Source organism: Methylobacterium sp. CB376, from assembly GCF_029714205.1.
Classification (GTDB): Bacteria; Pseudomonadota; Alphaproteobacteria; order Rhizobiales; family Beijerinckiaceae; genus Methylobacterium.
Genome location: NZ_CP121648.1, coordinates 3,798,702 through 3,816,550, shown reverse-complemented (window position 1 = coordinate 3,816,550; position 17,849 = coordinate 3,798,702). Strand labels below are relative to the sequence as shown.

Genomic DNA, 17,849 nt, shown 5'->3' with positions numbered 1-17,849 from the left:
TCTCCGGGGCCTCACCGCGTCCGCACGAAGCCCACGATGTCCTTGACGGCCGCGAGGTTCGGCGCGGCGATGGCCTCGGCCCGGGCGGCGCCCTCCGCGAGCACGCGGTCGATATGGGCCGGGTCGGCGACGAGGCGCTTCATCTCGCCGCCGATCGGCCCGAGCGTCTCGACCGCGAGGTCGACCAGCGCGCCCTTGAAGGCCGAGAACTGGGCGCCGCCGAAATCGCGCAGCACGTCCTCGCGGCTGACGTCGCGCAGGGCCGCGAAAATGCCCACGAGGTTGTCCGCCTCGGGCCGGCCGGCCAGGCCCGCGACCTCGGAGGGGAGGGGCTCGGCGTCGGTCTTGGCCTTGCGCACCTTCTGGGCGATGGCGTCGGCATCGTCCGTGAGGTTGATGCGCGAATAGTCGGAGGGGTCCGACTTCGACATCTTCTTGGTGCCGTCGCGCAGCGACATGACCCGGGCCGCCGGCCCGCCGATCAGCGGCTCGGTGAGCGGGAAGAAGGCCTCGCCGTGCCCCCGCGCCGCGATCGAGGCCGCGAAGTCGGTGTTGAACTTCTGGGCGATGTCGCGGGTGAGTTCGAGGTGCTGCTTCTGGTCCTCGCCGACCGGGACGTGGGTCGCCCGGTAGGCCAGGATGTCGGCCGCCATCAGGACCGGGTAATCGTAGAGGCCGATGCTCGCGTTCTCGCGGTCCTTGCCGGCCTTCTCCTTGAACTGCGTCATCCGGTTGAGCCAGCCGAGCCGGGCCACGCAGTTGAAGATCCAGGCCAGCTCCGCGTGCTGGGGCACTTGGCTCTGGTTGAAGACGACGGAGCGCGCCGGGTCGATGCCGGCGGCCAGGAAGGCCGCCGTGACCTCGCGGATCTGGTTCGTCAGCTCGGTCGGGTTCTGCCACACGGTGATCGCGTGGAGGTCGACCACGCAGTAGAGGCAGGTCGCGTAGGTCGGCTGCAGGGCGACGAAGCGCTTGATCGCGCCGAGGTAATTGCCGAGGTGCAGGTTTCCGGTCGGCTGGACGCCGGAGAAGACGAGTTCCTGGAACGCGGGCATCAGCGTCTCGTGGCGGGCCGGGGGACGGAATCCGGAAGGGCGGGCGGCCCGACGGGCGCGGCGTTCTGACCCAAGGCTTCGGGCGGGTCAAGGCGTCGGGGCCGCGGCATCGCGGCGGCGGTCAGGCCGGCTCGGTCGCGCGGGCGGGGGACGCGGCCCGCCGGCCCTGGCCGGTCGGGCAGAGGTCGAGGAGCACGCAGGTCCCGCAGGCCGGGGCGCGGTGGAAGCAGCAGCGCTGCCCGTGCAGCATCATGACCTCGTGATTGTCGTAGAGGTCCTGCGCGCTCCACGCTTCCGGCAGCTGGGCGCGCAGGATGGCGTGGGCGGGTCCGACATCGACCTTCGGCCCGATCAGCCCCAGGCGCTGCGCGACCCGGTGGTGGTGGCTGTCGACCGGCAGGGCCGGCCTGCGCAGGGTCGAGAAGCTGAGCACCGCCGCGCTCGTCTTCGGCCCGATCCCCGGGATGGCCTCAAGCCAGGCGCGGGCGGAAGCGACGTCGAGGTCGCGCAGGAAGTCGAGGCTCAGGCTCCCGTGCCGCTCGCGCACCGCCCGCAGCACCGCCTGCAGGCGGGGCGCCTTCTGCTCGGGCCAGGTCACGCCCGTGATCACCGCCTCGACCTCCGCGACCGGCGCCGCGATCAGCTCCGCCCAATCCGGGTAGCGGGCGCGCAGCGCCTTGAAGGCGCGGCCGGATTCCGCGTTGCGGGTGCGGTGGGAGAGGAGCGAGGAGACGAGTTCGCTCAAGGGGTCGAGGTCGTGGAAATACGCGATCGGGCAGCCATAGGCCGCGCAGAGCCGGCGATGGATGACGAGCGCTGTCTCGGGCAGGGTCTGGCTCATGAGGGCGGGAATCCGCTGTCCCGCCCGCCGGTTCCCGCCGGTCAGGTCTCGTCGGCGGTCTTGCGCTCGTGGCGCAGGAGGAGCGGGGTCTGGGCCAGCGCGAAGGCGATGGTGAGCGGCATGATCCCGAAGACCTTGAAGCTCACCCAGAAATCGGTGCTCTGGGTGCGCCAGACCACCTCGTTCAGCGCCGCCAGCACGAAGAAGAACAGGCCCCACCGGAAGGTCAGCTTGCGCCAGCCCTCGTCGTCGAGGTCGAAGACGCTGTCGAGGACGAGGGAGAGCAGCGGCTTGCCGACGGCGAGCCCGCCGAGCAGGACGGCCCCGAACAGGCTGTTCACGATGGTGGGCTTCAGCTTGATGAAGAGTTCGTCCTGGAGCACCAGGGTCAGCCCGCCGAACACCACCACCACGACGCCGGAGACGAGCGGCATGATCGGCAGGCGCCGCACCAGCAGGTAGTGCACGGCGAGCGCCACCAGGGTCGCGGCGATGAACAGGCCGGTCGCCGCGAAGAGCTTCTTGTCGGCGGCGACGCCGAAGCGATCCGCGTAGGCGTTGCCGAGGAAGAACAGGCCGAGCGGGCCGAGTTCCAGGGCGAGCTTGACGAGCGGCGGCAGGTGGGCCTTGGGCGGGACGGGTTCGGTGATCATGGGCGGGGTCTAGTCCAGAGCCTTGCGGCCGCGGAGCGCGCGGAACGTCGCGCTCGCGCCGCCCGAGCATTAGACCGTCCGCGCCGCCGCCGCATCCCTGCCGCGAGGGGCCGAGGCCCCCGCGCTCCCCCGGGGCTCAGCCGTCCTTGTCCAGGCCGGCGATGGCGCGGGCGAAGTCCCGGGCCGTGAAGGGTTCGAGGTCGTCCACCCCCTCGCCGACGCCGATGAAGTGGACCGGCAGGCCGAACTTCGCCGCGAGCGCCACCAGGATACCACCGCGGGCGGTGCCGTCGAGTTTCGTCATCACCAGCCCGCTCACGCCCGCGGTCTTCTGGAACAGCTCGACCTGGCTGATCGCGTTCTGGCCGACCGTGGCGTCGAGGACGAGCAGCACCGCGTGCGGCGCCGTCTCGTCGAGCTTGCGGATCACCCGGACGATCTTCTCCAGCTCGGCCATCAGCCCGGCCTTGTTCTGGAGCCGGCCGGCCGTGTCGATCATCAGCACGTCGGTGCCGGCCTCGCGGGCGGCCTGGAGGGCGTCGAAGGCGAGGCCGGCCGCGTCCGCCCCCTGCGGGCGGCTGAGGACCGGCGCGCCGGTGCGCTCGCCCCAGACCTTGAGCTGCTCGATCGCCGCGGCCCGGAACGTGTCGCCGGCGGCGAGCATCACGCTGCGCCCCTGCGCCCGGAACTTCTGGGCGAGCTTGCCGATCGTCGTCGTCTTGCCGGCCCCGTTCACGCCCACCATCAGCAGCACGAAGGGCTTGGCAGCGCCCTCGAGCGTGAGCGGCCGCGCCACCGGCTCCAGCGCCCGCTCGACCTCGGCGGCCAGGATCGCCCGCACCTCGTCGGGCGAGATCCCCTTCTCGTAGCGGCCCTTGCCCACCGCCTCGGCGATCCGCGTCGCCGTCTCGACGCCGAAATCCGCCTGGATCAGCGCGTCCTCCAGCTCCTCCAGGGTCGTCGCGTCGAGCTTGCGCTTGGTGAAGAGCCCGGTGACCCGCTCGGACAGGGCCGAGGAGGTGCGGCGCAGGCCGCCGGTGAGCCGGCTCCACCAGCCGCGCCTCTCGCCCGGCGCCTCCGGAGGCGGCGCGGTCTCGGGCTCGGCGAGATCGGGCTCGGCGAGATCGGGCTCGGCGAGGTCTGGCTCGGCGAGGTCGGCCCCGGCGAGGTCGGCCCCGGCGAGGTCGGCCCCGGGATGGGCGAGGGCGCTCGTCTCCCAGCCGCGCGGACCGGACGCCTCGGGCTCGACGCCGCCGTCGGGCTCCTCCGGCGTCGCCGGCTCCTGCCCGGCGGTGCCGGCCGGGGGCGCCTCGGGGGCGCCGTCGATCGGCTGCAGGTCGGCGCCCGCGAGCTCCGGCGCGAGGTCGCGCTCCGGCTCCGTGTCGGGGGAGGCCTCGGTGATGGTCGGCGGGGCCGCGGGCGGGCTCTGCGCCGCCCCGGCATAATCGGGTTCGCCCTCGGACGGCGTGACGGTCGGCGGCGCCTCCGGCGCCTCCCTGGCCTCGCCCCGGCGTCCGAACAGGCGCCCGAACCAGCCCGGCTTGGTGTTGTCGCTCATCCGCGCCTGCTCCACACCGTCCGGACGATGCGACCGGACCTCCTGAACCCCAACCACGGCGAACGCGCTGCCATGATCGTCGAAGACATAGTCTCGCGGGTGCTCTACCGCGATGCCCTGGTGCTCGTCATCGACAAGCCGGCGGGTCTGCCGGTGCATCCGGGGCCGAAGGGGGGCGAGACCCTGGTCCAGCACCTCGACGCGCTGCGCTTCGGCCTGCCGCGCCGGCCGGAGGCGGCCCACCGCCTCGACCGCGACACCTCGGGCTGCCTCGCCCTCGGCCGCCACGCCAAGGCGCTGGCCCGGCTCGGTCAGCTCTTCGCGCAGGGGCATGCCCGCAAGACCTACTGGGCGCTCGTCGACGGCGCGCCCGCCGCCGAGGAGGGGGAGATCGACCTCGCCCTCGCGCGCCGCTCGGAGGATCCGCGCAGCTGGTGGATGCGGGCGGACCCGGCCGGCGACCCGGCCCTGACCCGCTGGCGCCTGCGCGGGCGCTCCCCGGAGGGCGGCGCGTGGCTCGAACTGGAGCCGGTCACGGGCCGCACCCACCAGCTGCGGGTCCACTGCGCCGCCATGGGCTGGCCGATCCGGGGCGACGCCGTCTACGGGGCGGCGCCCCGCCGCGGCGGGCCCGGCCTGCAGCTGCACGCCCGCAGCCTGAGCCTGCCGCTCTACCCGAGGAAGCCGCCCGTCACCGCCGAGGCCCCGGTCCCGCCGCACATGCGGGCCGGCCTCGCCGCCTGCGGCTTCGCCGGCTGATCGGGCCCTTCTCTCAGGCCTTGGCCCGCTCGCGGTTGCCGTACTGCGCCAGCTCCAGCCGGGCGATCGAGCGGTTGTGGACCTCGTCCGGCCCGTCCGCGAGGCGCAGCGTGCGGATCCGCGCGTAGGCGTAGGCGAGGCCCGCGTCGCTGCTGACGCCCGCGCCGCCGAAGGCCTGGATGGCGTCGTCGATGACCTTGAGGGCGATGCGGGGCGCCGCGACCTTGATCATGGCGATCTCGAGCTTGGCGCCCTTGTTGCCGACCTTGTCCATCATGTCGGCGGCCTTCAGGCAGAGCAGCCGCGTCATCTCGATGTCGATGCGGGCCTCGGCGATGCGCTGCTCCCAGACCGAGTGGTCGGCGATGCGCTTGCCGAAGGCGACGCGCGAGAGGAGCCGCCGGCACATCGCCGCGAGCGCCTCCTCGGCGACGCCGATCGTGCGCATGCAATGGTGGATCCGCCCCGGCCCGAGCCGGCCCTGCGCGATCTCGAAGCCGCGGCCCTCGCCGAGGATCAGGTTCTCGGCCGGCACCCGCACCTCCTCGAGGATCACCTCGGCGTGGCCGTGCGGCGCGTCGTCGTAGCCGAAGACCGGCAGCATCCGCACCACCCTGATTCCGGGCGCGTCGAGGGGCACGAGGATCTGCGATTGCTGCTGGTGCAGGGGGGCGTCGGTGTCGGTCTTGCCCATCACGATGGCGACGGCGCAGCGCGGGTCGCCCACGCCCGAGGACCACCATTTGCGCCCGCTGAGCACGTAATGGTCGCCGTCGCGGCGGATCCGGGTCTCGATGTTGGTGGCGTCCGAGGAGGCGACGTCGGGCTCGGTCATCAGGAAGGCCGAGCGGATCTCGCCCGCCATCAGGGGCGCGAGCCAGCGCGCCTTCTGGGCCGGGGAGCCGTAGCGGTGCAGCACCTCCATGTTGCCGGTGTCGGGCGCCGAGCAGTTGAACACCTCGGAGGCCCAGGGCACGCGGCCCATCTCCTCGGCGCAGAGCGCGTAGTCGAGGTTGGTGAGGCCCGCGCCGCGATACTCGGGCGTGTCGTGCGCCGGGGAGGGCGGCAGGAACAGGTTCCAGAGGCCGGCCGCGCGGGCGAGGGGCTTCAGGCGCTCGATCACCGGCACCGGCTGCCAGCGGTCGCTGCCGAACCCCTCCATCTCGGCCTTGTAGGTCGGGACGTTCGGCCGGACGTGCTCGTCCATGAAGGCGACGACCCGGTCGCGCCAGTGCCGCTGCCGCTCGGAGAGGGTGAAGTCCATCGGCGTGCTCCTCCCGGGCCGGGGTCGGAGCGCCCCGGCATCGTCCCACACCCTAGCGCCGAGTCCCGCGGCGGGAAAACCCTGCGCGCAGAACCCGGTTTTCGAAAGCGCGGCCCGTCGGGGGCAGACCCCGGGCGGGGGCGGCGTACCGCTCTTTCTACGCGGGCGGCGCGAAGAGGCCGAGGAAGAGCGGCCTGGCGTAGAGGTCGGCGGCGGTCTCGGGCGTCACGCCGGGCACCCAGGCGGGCAGTTCGGCGGCCCCGTTGATCATGCTGCTGACGAGCTGCGCGGCGATGCCGGGGTCGTGGGCCCGCACCGACCCGTCCGCCATGCCCTCGACGAGGCAGAAGGTGAAGCGCTCGGCGAGGCGGTTCATGGTCAGGCGGGTCTGCGTGCGCAGGGCCTCCGGCAGGGCGCTGAAGGCGGTGACGCGCAGGAGCGGCCCGGCCGGGCCGAGCTGGCGCCGCACCAGCGTCGCCGAGACGGTGCAGAGCCGCGCCCAGCCGCTGCCGCCCGCCGCGTCGGCGGCGTCCTGCACGGCGCGGATCTGCGCGAAGCTGCGCGAGAAGCAATGGGCGACGAGGTCGTCCTTGTTGTCGTTGTGGTGGTAGAACGAGCCCTTGGTGACCTTGAGCAGCCCCGAGATCTTCTCCACCGAGGCGCCCCGGTAGCCCTGCTGGTTGATCAGGATGGTGGCGGCGCGCAGGAACGCCTCGGGGGAGACCTCGCTCTCGGGCGGGCGCGCCGGCTCGGGCAGGATCGCCGGGGACCAGGCGGCGGCCGGGCCGGCGAGGCCGCCCAGCAGCAGGTCGCTCACCAGGGCGGCGACCCGGCCGTAGTCGCGCGGCTCGTAGCGGTCGATCCACAGGCGGGTCGAGTGGATCACGCAGAGGAGCAGGTGGGTGCGCGCGTTGCGCTCGGCGCGGTCGAGCCCGGCCTCGTCGAACAGCCCGCGCAGGCGCCGGAACAGGTCGGCGTAGGCCGAGAACACCGCCTCGGCCTGCGGCTCGGGCAGGGCGCGCACGTCGTTGAGGACCGCGGTGTCCGGCTCGGCGCCGGTGGCGACCGCGGCGCGCTTGGCGAGGGTGAGGTCGAGGAGGCGGCGCAGCCGCGCCGCCGGGTCGGGCGCCGCCTCGGCCTCGGCCACCAGCGCGTCGAGGACCGCGATCGTGTGCAGGAAGCAGGCGGCCGCCAGATCCTCCTTGCGGCGGAAATAGTAGGTGACGCTGTTCGTCATCAGGCCGACCCGCCGGGCGACCTCCGAGAGGGTCGCGCCCTTGACCCCCGCCTCGTTGAAGAGCGCGACGGCGGCCTGCAGGATCGCGTCCCGCTTCTGGGCGTAGCGCCTGGTCTGGCGCGGGGGCGCCTCCGGCGCGGCGGGCGGGTCGACCATGTCGAGGGGCGGGGACATCGGGAGATTGAGCACGCGCGACGCGCGGGTGACAAGCCGCGCCCGGGCGCGCCTCAGGCCGGGAGCCGCGCCTGCGCCGCGGCGCGCGGCCCGGCGGGACCGGCCCGCAGGCATCGCGCGACGATCGGGCGCTTGCCGGCCAGGGAGGTGGGGAGCCGGTCGACGATCTCCAGGGTGAGGTCGAGCTCCCCCGCGAGCCGGCGCCCCATCCGCAGCAGGAAGCCGGTGAAGTCGGGCAGCGGCCCGGTGCTCGGGACGACGCGCAGGGTCACTTGGCCGGGCTCCTCCTGCACGAACTGGAAGGCCCCGACGCCGAGGAGCGCCGGATCGAGCTGGATCATGTCCGCGAGCGGCACCTTGAGCCCGGAGCGGCCGAGCAGCGTCTCGGGCGCGCTGCGGGGGCGGATCCGCCGGACGGTGAGGCGCCGCCCGTTGCGGTCGTCCGGCGCCTCGACGAGTTCGGCCTCGTCCCCGGTCTCGTAGCGGATCAGCGGCATCCCCGCGCCGAGGAGCCCCGTCGCGACCAGCCGCCCGCGCGCGCCGGGCCGGGTCAGGGGCCGACCGGAGCCGTCGACGATCTCGGCGAGGCCGTGGAGCGGGTCGAAGACGTAGCAATCCGGCGCCCCGGGCCGTTCGGCCGCGAAGGCGACCTGCTCGCGCAGCCCGTAGACCGGGACGAGGCGGGCCCGGGGAAAGGCCCGTTCCAGGGTCGCCCGCGCCGGGCCCGAGAGCGGTTCGGAGGTCGGCAGCACCCCGGTGACCTGCGGGAGCGGCCCCTCCTCGCGCAGCACGTGGGCGGCGAAGACGCAGAGCGCCGAGGGCAGCCCCTGCAGGAAGGCGATGCCCCAGCGCCGGATCGCCTCCAGGTAGCCCGCCATGACCGCGTCCGAGAGATGCAGGACCGAGCAGCGCAGCTCGCCCTCGCCGGGCGCCTCCTGCATGTAGCTCGGCGCGCCGAGATCGAGCCCCCGGAACACCGCCCGCATCGCCTGCGGCGTGAAGCCGGCCCGCGCCCATGCCTCGTGCCGGAAGGCCAGCGCCACCGGGTCGAGGCCGCGATCGAGGAAGATCCGCGCGCTCTGCCCGCTGCGGTCGACCAGGATGCAGTCGCGCAGCCGCCCGGGATCCGTGGTGCAGAAGCGGGTCGCGTCCCGAGCGAGTTCCTCGCGGGTGAGGATCGGGATCCGCGGCCAGACGGCGCGCAGCGCCGCGCCGTCGAGGGCGCCGGCGCCCAGGACGGGGTCGAGGCGCTCGCGATGGGCCGGGCTGTCGGCGCGCGCCCGCGCGACCAGGGCCGCGAGGGCTTCGTCCTGCGCCGCGCACGCGAAGGCCGGATCCGCCGCGGCGCGCCGGATGCGGGCGCGCCAGCGCCCGTAGGCCCGCCCGTAGCGCAGGCCGGCCGGCAGGCTGCGCCACGCGCGGGCGAACCGGTCCCGGGCGCCGTGGGGCAGGCGTTCGAGGGCGCCGGTGGCGACGTCGAGGGCGATCACGGTGGTCTCCTGTCGGCGGGTCACGGGAAGGGGCGGGGGCGGGCCTCAGGCCCGCAGGCCCGATCCCGCCGGGAGGCGGGGATCGGCGAGGCGGCGCAGGAGCGCCGCGAGCAGGAGCCCGGCGAAGGCGGCGTTGCTGCGCAGCGCCCGCCCGGCGAGCCGGCGCGGATCCTGGGCCGCCCGGTAGGCCCATTCGGCCCCGACGCGCCGGACGAGGGGGGGCGCCCGGTGCATCCGCCCGGCGGTGAGCGCGAAGGCCCCCTCCGCGCTCAGCACGAGCGGCACGGCGAGGCGCTCCCGGTTGCGGCGCAGGAAGCCGTGGCGCAGGCCGGCGGGCAGCGACAGGACGAGTCCGTCCGCGCCGCTCGCCGCGATCCGGCGGCAGATCTCCGGTTCCTGGTCGGGGCGGAAATGGCCGTGGTGGCGGCCCGCGAGGCGCAGGCGCGGGTGGCGCCGCCGCAGGGCGCGGGCCGCGTCCGCGACGACGTCCGGCGCCTCCCCCAGCAGGAAGGGCCGCAGGCCGCGCCGCTCGCAGCCCTCCAGGACCCCGTCGAACAGGTCGATCCCCGCCACGCGCGGGCGCGCGCCGCGGCCGGCGAGCCAGAGCGCGAGGGCGATCCCGCTCCCGGCCACGCTCACGAGGTCGCTCTCCCGCAGGTCGCGGGCGAGCGCCGCGTCGCGGCGCGCCGCCACCAGGGTCGCGACGTCGAGGGCCGCGTGGCGCAGCGGCGGCGCCTCGCCCGCCATGGCGGCGAGGGCCCGCGCCAGGGTCTCGTCGCGCCCGAGGAGGTCCACGGGGAGGCCGAGGAGGTCGACGCGCATCCCGGTTCCCCGCGCTCGGCGACCGCCGCCGGGCCGCCGCGGAGCGGCTCCGAGCGGCGCGGAAAACGGACTGGGCATCGAGGAAGCGGGCATCGGGGCGACCCTTCCGGGAGCCTCGCCGGCTCCCCGTGCCCCGATCGCAGCAAATTGGAAACCAAGTCGGGATGCCGGAAAATGTCGTGTTCCGGCACTCATTCCGTAGGGTTAGGAACGAAAACCGGTCGCCGGCCGTCCCGCCGGAAAGGAAACTGGTCCATTTCGGGACCGCCCACGCTCCGGGTCCGGCCGCGCGGCGCCGCGGGCGCCGCCGCGGCGCAACGGGCCGGTCCGGGGGGCCCGCCCTTGCGGGTGGGCCCACACTTGCAGGGTAGCGGCGACAGGCGCTGCCGCGGCAGCCGTTTCGCGCCATCGCGGGACAGCCGGCGCGGCCGGCCGGACCGGAGCGGGACGGGTTCCCGGGGCACCCTGCGCGGAGGGGTCGGAATGAGCCAGGTGCGGCGAGTGGGCGGGTGGGGGCGGGTCCCGGAGGCCGGCCCGAGCGGCGCGCCGACCCGCTTCGCCTCAGGCCGCCACCGACCCGGCCCCGACGGCGCGCACCATCTCGCTGATCGAGGCGAGGGTGCGGAAGCTCGCCGGGTTGAGATGGCTCGCCGGGATCGTGATGTCGAATTCGGCCTCGATCGCCAGCATCAGGTTGACGAGGTCGAGGGAGGTGAGACCCGCCTCGGTCAGGAAGGTGTCGGGCGCGGGCCGGCTCTCGATCCCCTTCTGGGCCAGGATGCCCTGGACGAGGCCGGCCGTGCGGGCCGCGATGTCGGTCGGCGGGAATGCGGTCATCGACGATCCTCCGGTGCGCTGAGCGGTATCGGGCGCCAGGATGCGGCACCCGCCTTACGACTTGGTGCACGCATTCCCGTCGGATGGCGGCCCAAGGATTTCCGCAAAATTAGACTTAATGATCCTTGCGTTTCCGTTCGCAAGCCAAGTGGGCGGCGTGATCTCGTGCTCGGCGCTCAGGATGTCTTAGGTTTTCGTCGGTACTTGTCCTGCCGCAGAGGAGAGGCGCGGCGATCCGCCGGGAGAGCGGACGCGGCGCCCGCAGCATCGAACCAGAGGGGTTGTGCATGACCATCCAGAGCATCCCGGCCGGCGGCGCGCTCGCCGCGGAGGCGGCCGCCTCCGCCGCGGAGGCGGCCGCCTCGGTCGAGCCGGGCCTGCGCGCCCTCGTGGTGGCGGGCATCGCCGCCGCCCACGCGGAGGCGGTGGACCGCGACGCCCGCTACCCGGCCGAGGCGATGGCGGCGGCCAAGCAGCAGCGGCTGCTGGGCCTGACCGTGCCGCGGGAGCTGGGCGGCGAGGGCGCGAGCCTCGCGGCGGCCGCGGATGTCTGCTACGCGCTCGGCCGCGCCTGCGCCTCGACGGCGATGATCTACGCGATGCACCTGACCAAGGTCGCCTGCATCGTCGATCACGGGCGCGGCCAGCCCTGGCAGGAGGGGCTGCTGCGCCGCCTCTGCGCCGAGCAGCTGCTCCTCGCCTCCTCGACCACCGAGGGGCAGGGCGGCGGCAACGTCCGCTCCAGCGCCGCCGCCATCGAGCGGGACGGGGACGCGGTCACCCTCGACCGGGCCGCGACCGTGATCTCCTACGGGGCCGAGGCGGACGGGATCGTGACCACGGCCCGGCGCGCCCCGGACGCGGCCGCCTCCGACCAGGTGCTCGCGGTCTTCCTGAAGGAGGATTACACCCTGGAGCGCCTGAGCGGCTGGGAGACGCTCGGCATGCGCGGCACCAGCAGCATCGGCTTCCGGCTGCGGGCGCGCGGGGGGGCGGACCAGATCCTGGCGGTGCCCTACGCGCGCATCCACGCCGAGTCGATGACGCCGGTCTCGCACATCCTGTGGTCGAGCGCCTGGGCCGGCATCGCCGCCGGGGCGGTGGAGCGGGCGCAGGCCTTCACGCGCCAGGCGGCCCGCGGGGCCGGCGGGCAGATGCCGCCGGGGGCGGCGCATTACGGCCGGGCGGCGGCCTCGCTGCGCAGCCTGCGCGCCCTGATCACCGAGGGCATCGCCCGCTACGCGGCCGCCGGCGAGGCCGGCAGCCTCGGCAGCCTCGATTTCCAGACCGCCATCACGATGCTGAAGGTCGACACCTCGGAACTCGCGCTCGCGGCGGTGTCGAGCGCCATGCGGGCCTGCGGCCTCGCGGGCTACCGCCAGGACGGGCCGTTCAGCATCGGCCGGGCGCTGCGCGACATCCTGTCGGCGCCGATCATGATCCACAACGACCGCATCACCGCGAATCTCGCGGCGACGGCCCTGCTCTCGACGGTTCCGGCCTCGCTCCGGGACTGACCCCCGCCCCCCGACCCGATTCGACACGCGCGGTGACGCCATGAACATGCGTTGGAAGAAGCCGGCCCCGCCGGCGGTGGATGCCCTCGACCGGCTGTTCGACGGGCTGTTCCGCCCGATGGGCGCGGACGGGGTCTATGCCCGCACCGGCCGCTACGAGGCGGTGGCGGAGGCCCTGCAGGCCCTGGTCTCGCGCCAGCGGGAGGAGGGGACGGAGGTCTTCCGCTTCCCGCCGGTGATGAGCCGGCGCCAGATCGAGACCCACGGCTACCTCAAGAGCTTCCCGAACCTGCTCGGCTGCGTCTCCTGCCTGGAAGGCAGCGAGGCGGAGATCCGCGGCGCCGTCGACCGGCACTACGCCGGCGGCGACTGGACCGAGGCGCTCGACTCCGCCGACCTCGTGCTGACGCCGGCGGCCTGCTACCCGGTCTACCCGATCGCGGCGGCCCGCGGGGCGGTGCCGGCGGAGGGCTACCGCTTCGACGTCGCCTGCGACTGCTTCCGCCGCGAGCCGTCCAAGGACCTCGACCGGCTGCAATCCTTCCGGATGCGGGAATACGTCTGCGTGGGCACGCCGGAGCAGATCCAGGCCTTCCGCCAGCGCTGGCTCGACAAGGCGACGGCCCTGGCCGACCGGCTCGGCCTGACCTACGAGGTGGCGCAGGCGAGCGACCCGTTCTTCGGCCGCGTCGGCCAGCTGATGGCCCTCAACCAGCTGGAACAGGCGCTGAAATTCGAGCTGCTGGTGCCGCTGCGCGGCGACGGGCCGGCGACGGCCTGCATGAGCTTCAACTACCACCGCGAGCATTTCGGGACGACCTGGAACCTGCGCGACGCGTCCGGCGAGCCGGCCCACACGGGCTGCGTCGCCTTCGGCATCGACCGGCTCGCGGTGGCCCTGTTCGCCACGCACGGGCTCGACCTCGCGGGCTGGCCGGCCGAGGTGCGGGAGCTGCTCGCGCTCTGAGCGACCCGGGCGGGGCGGCGCCTCCCGGCCGGCCCAGCCCTCACTCCAGCCCGAGCCCCCGCCTGAGCCACCACGCGTAGTGCTCGGCGAGCGCCGTGACCCGGCGCCGCTCGGAATCCGGGTCGTACCACGCGCCGCCCGAACTCGCCGGCACCGCCGAGAGCTGGGGATGGCGCGCCAGCACCTCGCCGCCGCGCCCCACCACCAGGGCCTCGCCGTCGAGGTAGTCGGTGTCGGTGGCGCGCCCGGCGCGGCGCCCGCCGCCGCCCGCGAAGGCGGTCAGGGACACGCCCGAGACCCGCACGACCAGGACCGGCCCCGGACCGCCGAGCCGGTCCGCGAGGCTGCGGGCGAGCGCGCCCTGCAGGTCGCGCGCCACCGCGTCGGCGAAGCCGCCGAGCCCGCGCGCCCGCAACGTCTCGACATCGACCCGCACCGCCGAGAACCGGGTCCCCCCGTCGAGGGGCGCCGCCGCCGCCGGGGCGGCGAGCGCGACCGCCAGGGCCGTGATCCATGGACGCATGCCCCGCCTCCCGCCGACGCGCAGCACCCCTCGGCCCGACGCGGGCGGGGCGCGGCGCGCTCAGCCGACGTACCGGATGCCGACGATCTCGTAGGACTTGCCGCCGCCGGGGGTCGTCACCTCGACCGTGTCGCCGACGCCCTTGCCGATCAGCGCGCGCGCCACCGGCGAGGTGATCGAGACGCGGCCCGAGCGCACGTCCGCCTCCGGCTCGCCGACGATCTGGTAGGTCTTCTCCTCCTCGGTGTCCTCGTCGATGAGCTGGACCGTGGCGCCGAACTTCACCTTCGTGCCCGAGAGCTTCGAGACGTCGATGATCTCCGCCCGGGAGATCAGGCTCTCCAGTTCGAGCACGCGGCCCTCGTTGAGGGACTGCGCCTCCTTGGCGGCGTGATACTCGGCATTCTCCGAGAGATCGCCGAGCGCCCGGGCCTCGGCGATCGCCTGGATGATCCGCGGGCGCTCCACCTGCTGGCGGTGCTTGAGCTCCTCCTCCAGCGCCGCGTACCCCCGGATCGTGATCGGAACCTTGTCCATCGTGCTCGTCTCACACCATAGCAATCGGCCCGGCAAAACGTGATCACACGCTCCACCGGGCCTGGTCTCACCGTCTCGCGCAAGGCGAGGATTAGGCGCGCGGACCGCGCCGCAACGGCCGCGCGTCAGGCCGCGAAGTATTCCTGCAGGGCGCGCACTTCGAGGTCATCGCCGAGATAGGCCCTGATCCCTTCCGCGGCCGCCATCGCGCCCGCGAGAGTGGTGTAGTACGGCACTTTATGCAAGAGGGCCGCCCGGCGCAGCGAGCGCGAGTCGGAGAGGGCGCCCGCCCCCTCGGTCGTGTTGAAGACGAGGTGGATCTCGCCGTTCTTGATCGCGTCGACGACGTGGGGGCGTCCCTCCAGCACCTTGTTGATGCGGGTGGCCGCGACCCCGTTCTCGGCCAGGAAGCGCTGCGTGCCCCCGGTGGCCAGGATCGCGAAGCCGATCTCGGCCAGCATGCGCACCGCCGGCAGGATGCGGGCCTTGTCGGCGTCCCGCACCGAGACGAAGACCGTGCCGGCCCGCGGCACCTGGGTGCCGGAGCCGAGCTGGCTCTTGGCGAAGGCGACGCCGAAGCTGCGGTCGAGGCCGATCACCTCGCCGGTCGAGCGCATCTCCGGGCCGAGCAGCACGTCGACCCCGGGGAAGCGCGCGAAGGGGAAGACCGCCTCCTTCACGCCGATATGCGGCAGGGTCTTGGGCTCGAGCCCGAACTGCGCCAGGGGCTCGCCGGCCATCACGCGGGCGGCGATCTTGGCGATCGGCTCGCCGATCACCTTGGCGACGAAGGGCACCGTGCGCGAGGCGCGGGGGTTCACCTCCAGCACGTAGATCGTGCCGTCCTTGATCGCGTACTGCACGTTCATCAGCCCGCCGACCTTGAGGGCGAGCGCGAGGTCGCGGGTCTGGCGCTCCAGTTCCGCGATCGTCTCCGGCGAGAGCGAGCGCGGCGGCAGCGTGCAGGCGGAATCGCCCGAGTGGATGCCCGCCTCCTCGATGTGCTCCATGATGCCGGCGATGAAGACGTCCGCGCCGTCCGCCACCGCGTCGACGTCGACCTCGGTCGCGTCGGTCAGGTAGCGGTCGAACAGGAGCGGGTTCTTGCCCAGCACCGTGTTGATCTGCCCGGTCTTGTCGTTCGGGTAGCGGGCCTTGACGTCCGAGGGGATCAGGCTCGGCAGCGTGTCGAGGAGGTAGTCGGCGAACTGCGTCTCGTCCCGGATGATCGCCATGGCCCGCCCGCCGAGCACGTAGGAGGGCCGCACCACGAAGGGCAGGCCGAGATCGGCCGCGACGAGCCGGCTCTGCTCGACCGAGAAGGCGATGCCGTTCTTCGGCTGCTTGAGGTGGAGCTTGTCGAGGAGCCGCTTGAACTGGTCGCGGTCCTCCGCGAGGTCGATCGCGTCGGGCGAGGTGCCGAGGATCGGCACCCCCGCCTCCTCCAGGGCGCGGGCGAGCTTGAGCGGCGTCTGGCCGCCGAACTGCACGATGACCCCGTGCAGGGTGCCGGCCTGCCGCTCGGTCTCGACGATCTCCAGCACGTCCTCGGCGGTCAGCGGCTCGAAGTAGAGCCGGTCCGACGTGTCGTAGTCGGTCGACACCGTCTCCGGGTTGCAGTTGACCATGATCGTCTCGAAGCCGGCCTCGCTCAGCGCGAAGCAGGCGTGGCAGCAGCAATAGTCGAACTCGATGCCCTGGCCGATGCGGTTGGGGCCGCCGCCCAGGATGATCACCTTGCGGGCGCCGGAGGGCTGGGCCTCGTCCGCGACGGTGCCGGCGAAGGGCGCCACGTAGGTCGAGTACATGTAGGCGGTGGGCGAGGCGAACTCGGCCGCGCAGGTGTCGATGCGCTTGAAGACCGGGCGCACCGCCAGGGCCCGGCGGGCGGCGCGCACGCTCGCCTCGTCGGTGCCGGCCAGCACCGCGAGCCGCGCGTCCGAGAAGCCCGCCGCCTTGAGCTGCCGGAAGGCGCCCGGGCTGCGCGGCAGGCCGAACCGCTTCACCTTGGTCTCAAGGTCGATGATCGCCTGGAGCTGCTCCAGGAACCAGGGGTCGATCCGGCAGGAGGCGTGCACGTCGGCGTGGCTGACGCCGAGCCGCAGGGCCTGGGCCACCTTGAGCAGCCGGTCAGGGGTCGGCGTGCCGAGGGCCGCCTTGATGGCGTTGCGGTCGTCGCCCTTGCCGAGCCCCTCGATCTCGACGTCGTCGAGGCCGGTGAGCCCGGTCTCGAGGGAGCGCAGGGCCTTCTGCAGCGACTCGGCGAAGCAGCGCCCGATCGCCATCGCCTCGCCCACCGACTTCATCGAGGTCGTCAGGGTCGGCTCGGCGCCCGGGAACTTCTCGAAGGCGAAGCGGGGGATCTTGGTGACGACGTAGTCGATCGTCGGCTCGAAGGAGGCCGGCGTCGCCCCGCCCGTGATGTCGTTGGCGATCTCGTCGAGCGTGTAGCCGACCGCGAGCTTCGCCGCGACCTTGGCGATCGGGAAGCCGGTCGCCTTCGAGGCCAGGGCCGAGGAGCGCGAGACGCGCGGGTTCATCTCGATCACCACCATGCGGCCCGTCTCCGGGTCGATGGCGAATTGCACGTTCGAGCCGCCGGTCTCGACGCCGATCTCGCGCAGGACCGCCAGCGAGGCGTCGCGCATCACCTGGTATTCCTTGTCGGTGAGCGTCAGCGCCGGGGCGACGGTGATCGAATCGCCCGTGTGCACGCCCATCGGGTCGATGTTCTCGATCGAGCAGACGATGATGCAGTTGTCCGCCCTGTCGCGGACCACCTCCATCTCGTACTCCTTCCAGCCGAGCACCGATTCCTCGATCAGCACCTCGTTGGTCGGCGAGGCGTCGATGCCGCGCTCGACGATGTCGAGAAATTCCTCGCGGTTGTAGGCGATGCCGCCGCCCGTGCCGCCGAGGGTGAAGGAGGGGCGGATGATCGCCGGCAGGCCGATCTCGGCGAGCGCGATCAGCGCCTGGCCGAGGGCGTGCTCGCCGTAGCGCTTGCGCCGGTCCGCCTCGCCGGCGGCCCACTTCTTCTCGAAGGCCGCGAGGGCGGCCCTGCGCGCCTCCGGATCGGGAGTCGCCTCCTCGATCCGGGCGACCTCGGCGAGGTACTTCTCGCGGTCGGCCTTCTTGGCCGCCGAGGCGTTGGCCAGCGCCGAGCGCGGCGTCTCCAGGCCGATCTTCGTCATCGCGTCGCGGAAGAGGTGCCGGTCCTCGGCCTTGTCGATCGCCTCCGCGGTGGCGCCGATCATCTGCACGCCGAACTCGTCGAGCACGCCCATGCGCTTGAGCGAGAGGGCGCAGTTCAACGCGGTCTGCCCGCCCATGGTCGGCAGCAGCGCGTCGGGGCGCTCCTTGGCGATGATCTTGGCGACGATCTCGGGCGTGATCGGCTCGACGTAGGTCGCGTCCGCCAGCTCCGGATCGGTCATGATCGTGGCCGGGTTGGAATTGACCAGGATGATCCGGTAGCCTTCCTGACGCAGCGCCTTGCAGGCCTGCGTGCCCGAATAATCGAACTCGCAAGCCTGCCCGATGACGATCGGACCCGCGCCGATGATGAGGATGGAGGAGATATCGGTGCGCTTGGGCATCGGACGCGTCGGACTC

The 17,849-nt window shown here is 73.5% G+C and carries 15 protein-coding genes; 3 read left to right on the top strand and 12 right to left on the bottom strand.

The window, feature by feature from the left end; all coding sequences use genetic code 11:
• Positions 1-11: 11 nt before the first annotated feature.
• From trpS to ftsY, 4 genes are all read right to left on the bottom strand, one after another.
• On the bottom strand, positions 12-1,055 hold the full coding sequence (trpS, locus tag QA634_RS17280; RefSeq protein ID WP_012333202.1) for a tryptophan--tRNA ligase: 1,044 nt from the start codon (positions 1,053-1,055) through the stop codon (positions 12-14).
• A 121-nt stretch (positions 1,056-1,176) separates the two neighbouring features.
• Positions 1,177-1,896 (bottom strand): endonuclease III domain-containing protein, encoded by a 720-nt coding sequence (locus QA634_RS17275; RefSeq protein WP_012333201.1) that lies wholly within the window; start codon positions 1,894-1,896, stop codon positions 1,177-1,179.
• 41 nt (positions 1,897-1,937) lie between these two features.
• A complete protein-coding gene (locus QA634_RS17270; protein ID WP_012333200.1) occupies positions 1,938-2,549 on the bottom strand; it encodes a septation protein A in 612 nt (203 codons plus the stop codon).
• Between the two features lie 136 nt (positions 2,550-2,685).
• A complete protein-coding gene (ftsY, locus tag QA634_RS17265; protein WP_012333199.1) occupies positions 2,686-4,107 on the bottom strand; it encodes a signal recognition particle-docking protein FtsY in 1,422 nt (473 codons plus the stop codon).
• A gap of 72 nt (positions 4,108-4,179) precedes the next feature.
• Between ftsY and QA634_RS17260 the strand changes: the two genes are divergently transcribed.
• On the top strand, positions 4,180-4,866 hold the full coding sequence (locus tag QA634_RS17260) for an RluA family pseudouridine synthase (protein WP_012333198.1): 687 nt from the start codon (positions 4,180-4,182) through the stop codon (positions 4,864-4,866).
• A gap of 13 nt (positions 4,867-4,879) precedes the next feature.
• Here QA634_RS17260 and QA634_RS17255 read toward each other — a convergent pair whose 3' ends face one another.
• The 5 genes from QA634_RS17255 to QA634_RS17235 form a co-directional block, all read right to left on the bottom strand.
• On the bottom strand, positions 4,880-6,130 hold the full coding sequence (locus QA634_RS17255) for an acyl-CoA dehydrogenase family protein (RefSeq protein ID WP_012333197.1): 1,251 nt from the start codon (positions 6,128-6,130) through the stop codon (positions 4,880-4,882).
• A gap of 157 nt (positions 6,131-6,287) precedes the next feature.
• On the bottom strand, positions 6,288-7,541 hold the full coding sequence (locus tag QA634_RS17250) for a TetR/AcrR family transcriptional regulator (protein ID WP_050777571.1): 1,254 nt from the start codon (positions 7,539-7,541) through the stop codon (positions 6,288-6,290).
• Positions 7,542-7,594: 53 nt separating this feature from the next.
• Entirely contained in the window at positions 7,595-9,031 is a 1,437-nt protein-coding gene (locus QA634_RS17245; protein ID WP_012333195.1) for a coenzyme F390 synthetase, read from the bottom strand.
• A 45-nt stretch (positions 9,032-9,076) separates the two neighbouring features.
• Complete coding sequence (locus tag QA634_RS17240; protein WP_012333194.1) at positions 9,077-9,853, bottom strand: WecB/TagA/CpsF family glycosyltransferase; 777 nt, start codon at positions 9,851-9,853, stop codon at positions 9,077-9,079.
• A gap of 561 nt (positions 9,854-10,414) precedes the next feature.
• On the bottom strand, positions 10,415-10,690 hold the full coding sequence (locus QA634_RS17235) for a phosphopantetheine-binding protein (protein WP_012333193.1): 276 nt from the start codon (positions 10,688-10,690) through the stop codon (positions 10,415-10,417).
• Between the two features lie 287 nt (positions 10,691-10,977).
• On the opposite strand from QA634_RS17235, the gene QA634_RS17230 reads away from it, so the two are divergent.
• Both QA634_RS17230 and QA634_RS17225 read left to right on the top strand, forming a co-directional pair.
• The gene (locus tag QA634_RS17230) at positions 10,978-12,207 is read left to right on the top strand and encodes an acyl-CoA dehydrogenase family protein (RefSeq protein WP_012333192.1); all 1,230 of its coding nucleotides are present in this window, start codon (positions 10,978-10,980) and stop codon (positions 12,205-12,207) included.
• Positions 12,208-12,247: 40 nt separating this feature from the next.
• The gene (locus QA634_RS17225) at positions 12,248-13,174 is read left to right on the top strand and encodes an amino acid--[acyl-carrier-protein] ligase (RefSeq protein ID WP_012333191.1); all 927 of its coding nucleotides are present in this window, start codon (positions 12,248-12,250) and stop codon (positions 13,172-13,174) included.
• A 40-nt stretch (positions 13,175-13,214) separates the two neighbouring features.
• On the opposite strand, the gene QA634_RS17220 is transcribed toward QA634_RS17225, so the two are convergent.
• From QA634_RS17220 to carB, 3 genes are all read right to left on the bottom strand, one after another.
• Entirely contained in the window at positions 13,215-13,697 is a 483-nt protein-coding gene (locus QA634_RS17220; RefSeq protein WP_012333190.1) for a hypothetical protein, read from the bottom strand.
• 60 nt (positions 13,698-13,757) lie between these two features.
• A complete protein-coding gene (gene greA, locus QA634_RS17215) occupies positions 13,758-14,234 on the bottom strand; it encodes a transcription elongation factor GreA (protein ID WP_012333189.1) in 477 nt (158 codons plus the stop codon).
• Between the two features lie 125 nt (positions 14,235-14,359).
• Positions 14,360-17,833: a carbamoyl-phosphate synthase large subunit gene (gene carB, locus QA634_RS17210; protein ID WP_012333188.1), complete on the bottom strand. Its 3,474-nt coding sequence runs from the start codon at positions 17,831-17,833 to the stop codon at positions 14,360-14,362.
• Between the last annotated feature and the right edge of the window lie 16 nt (positions 17,834-17,849).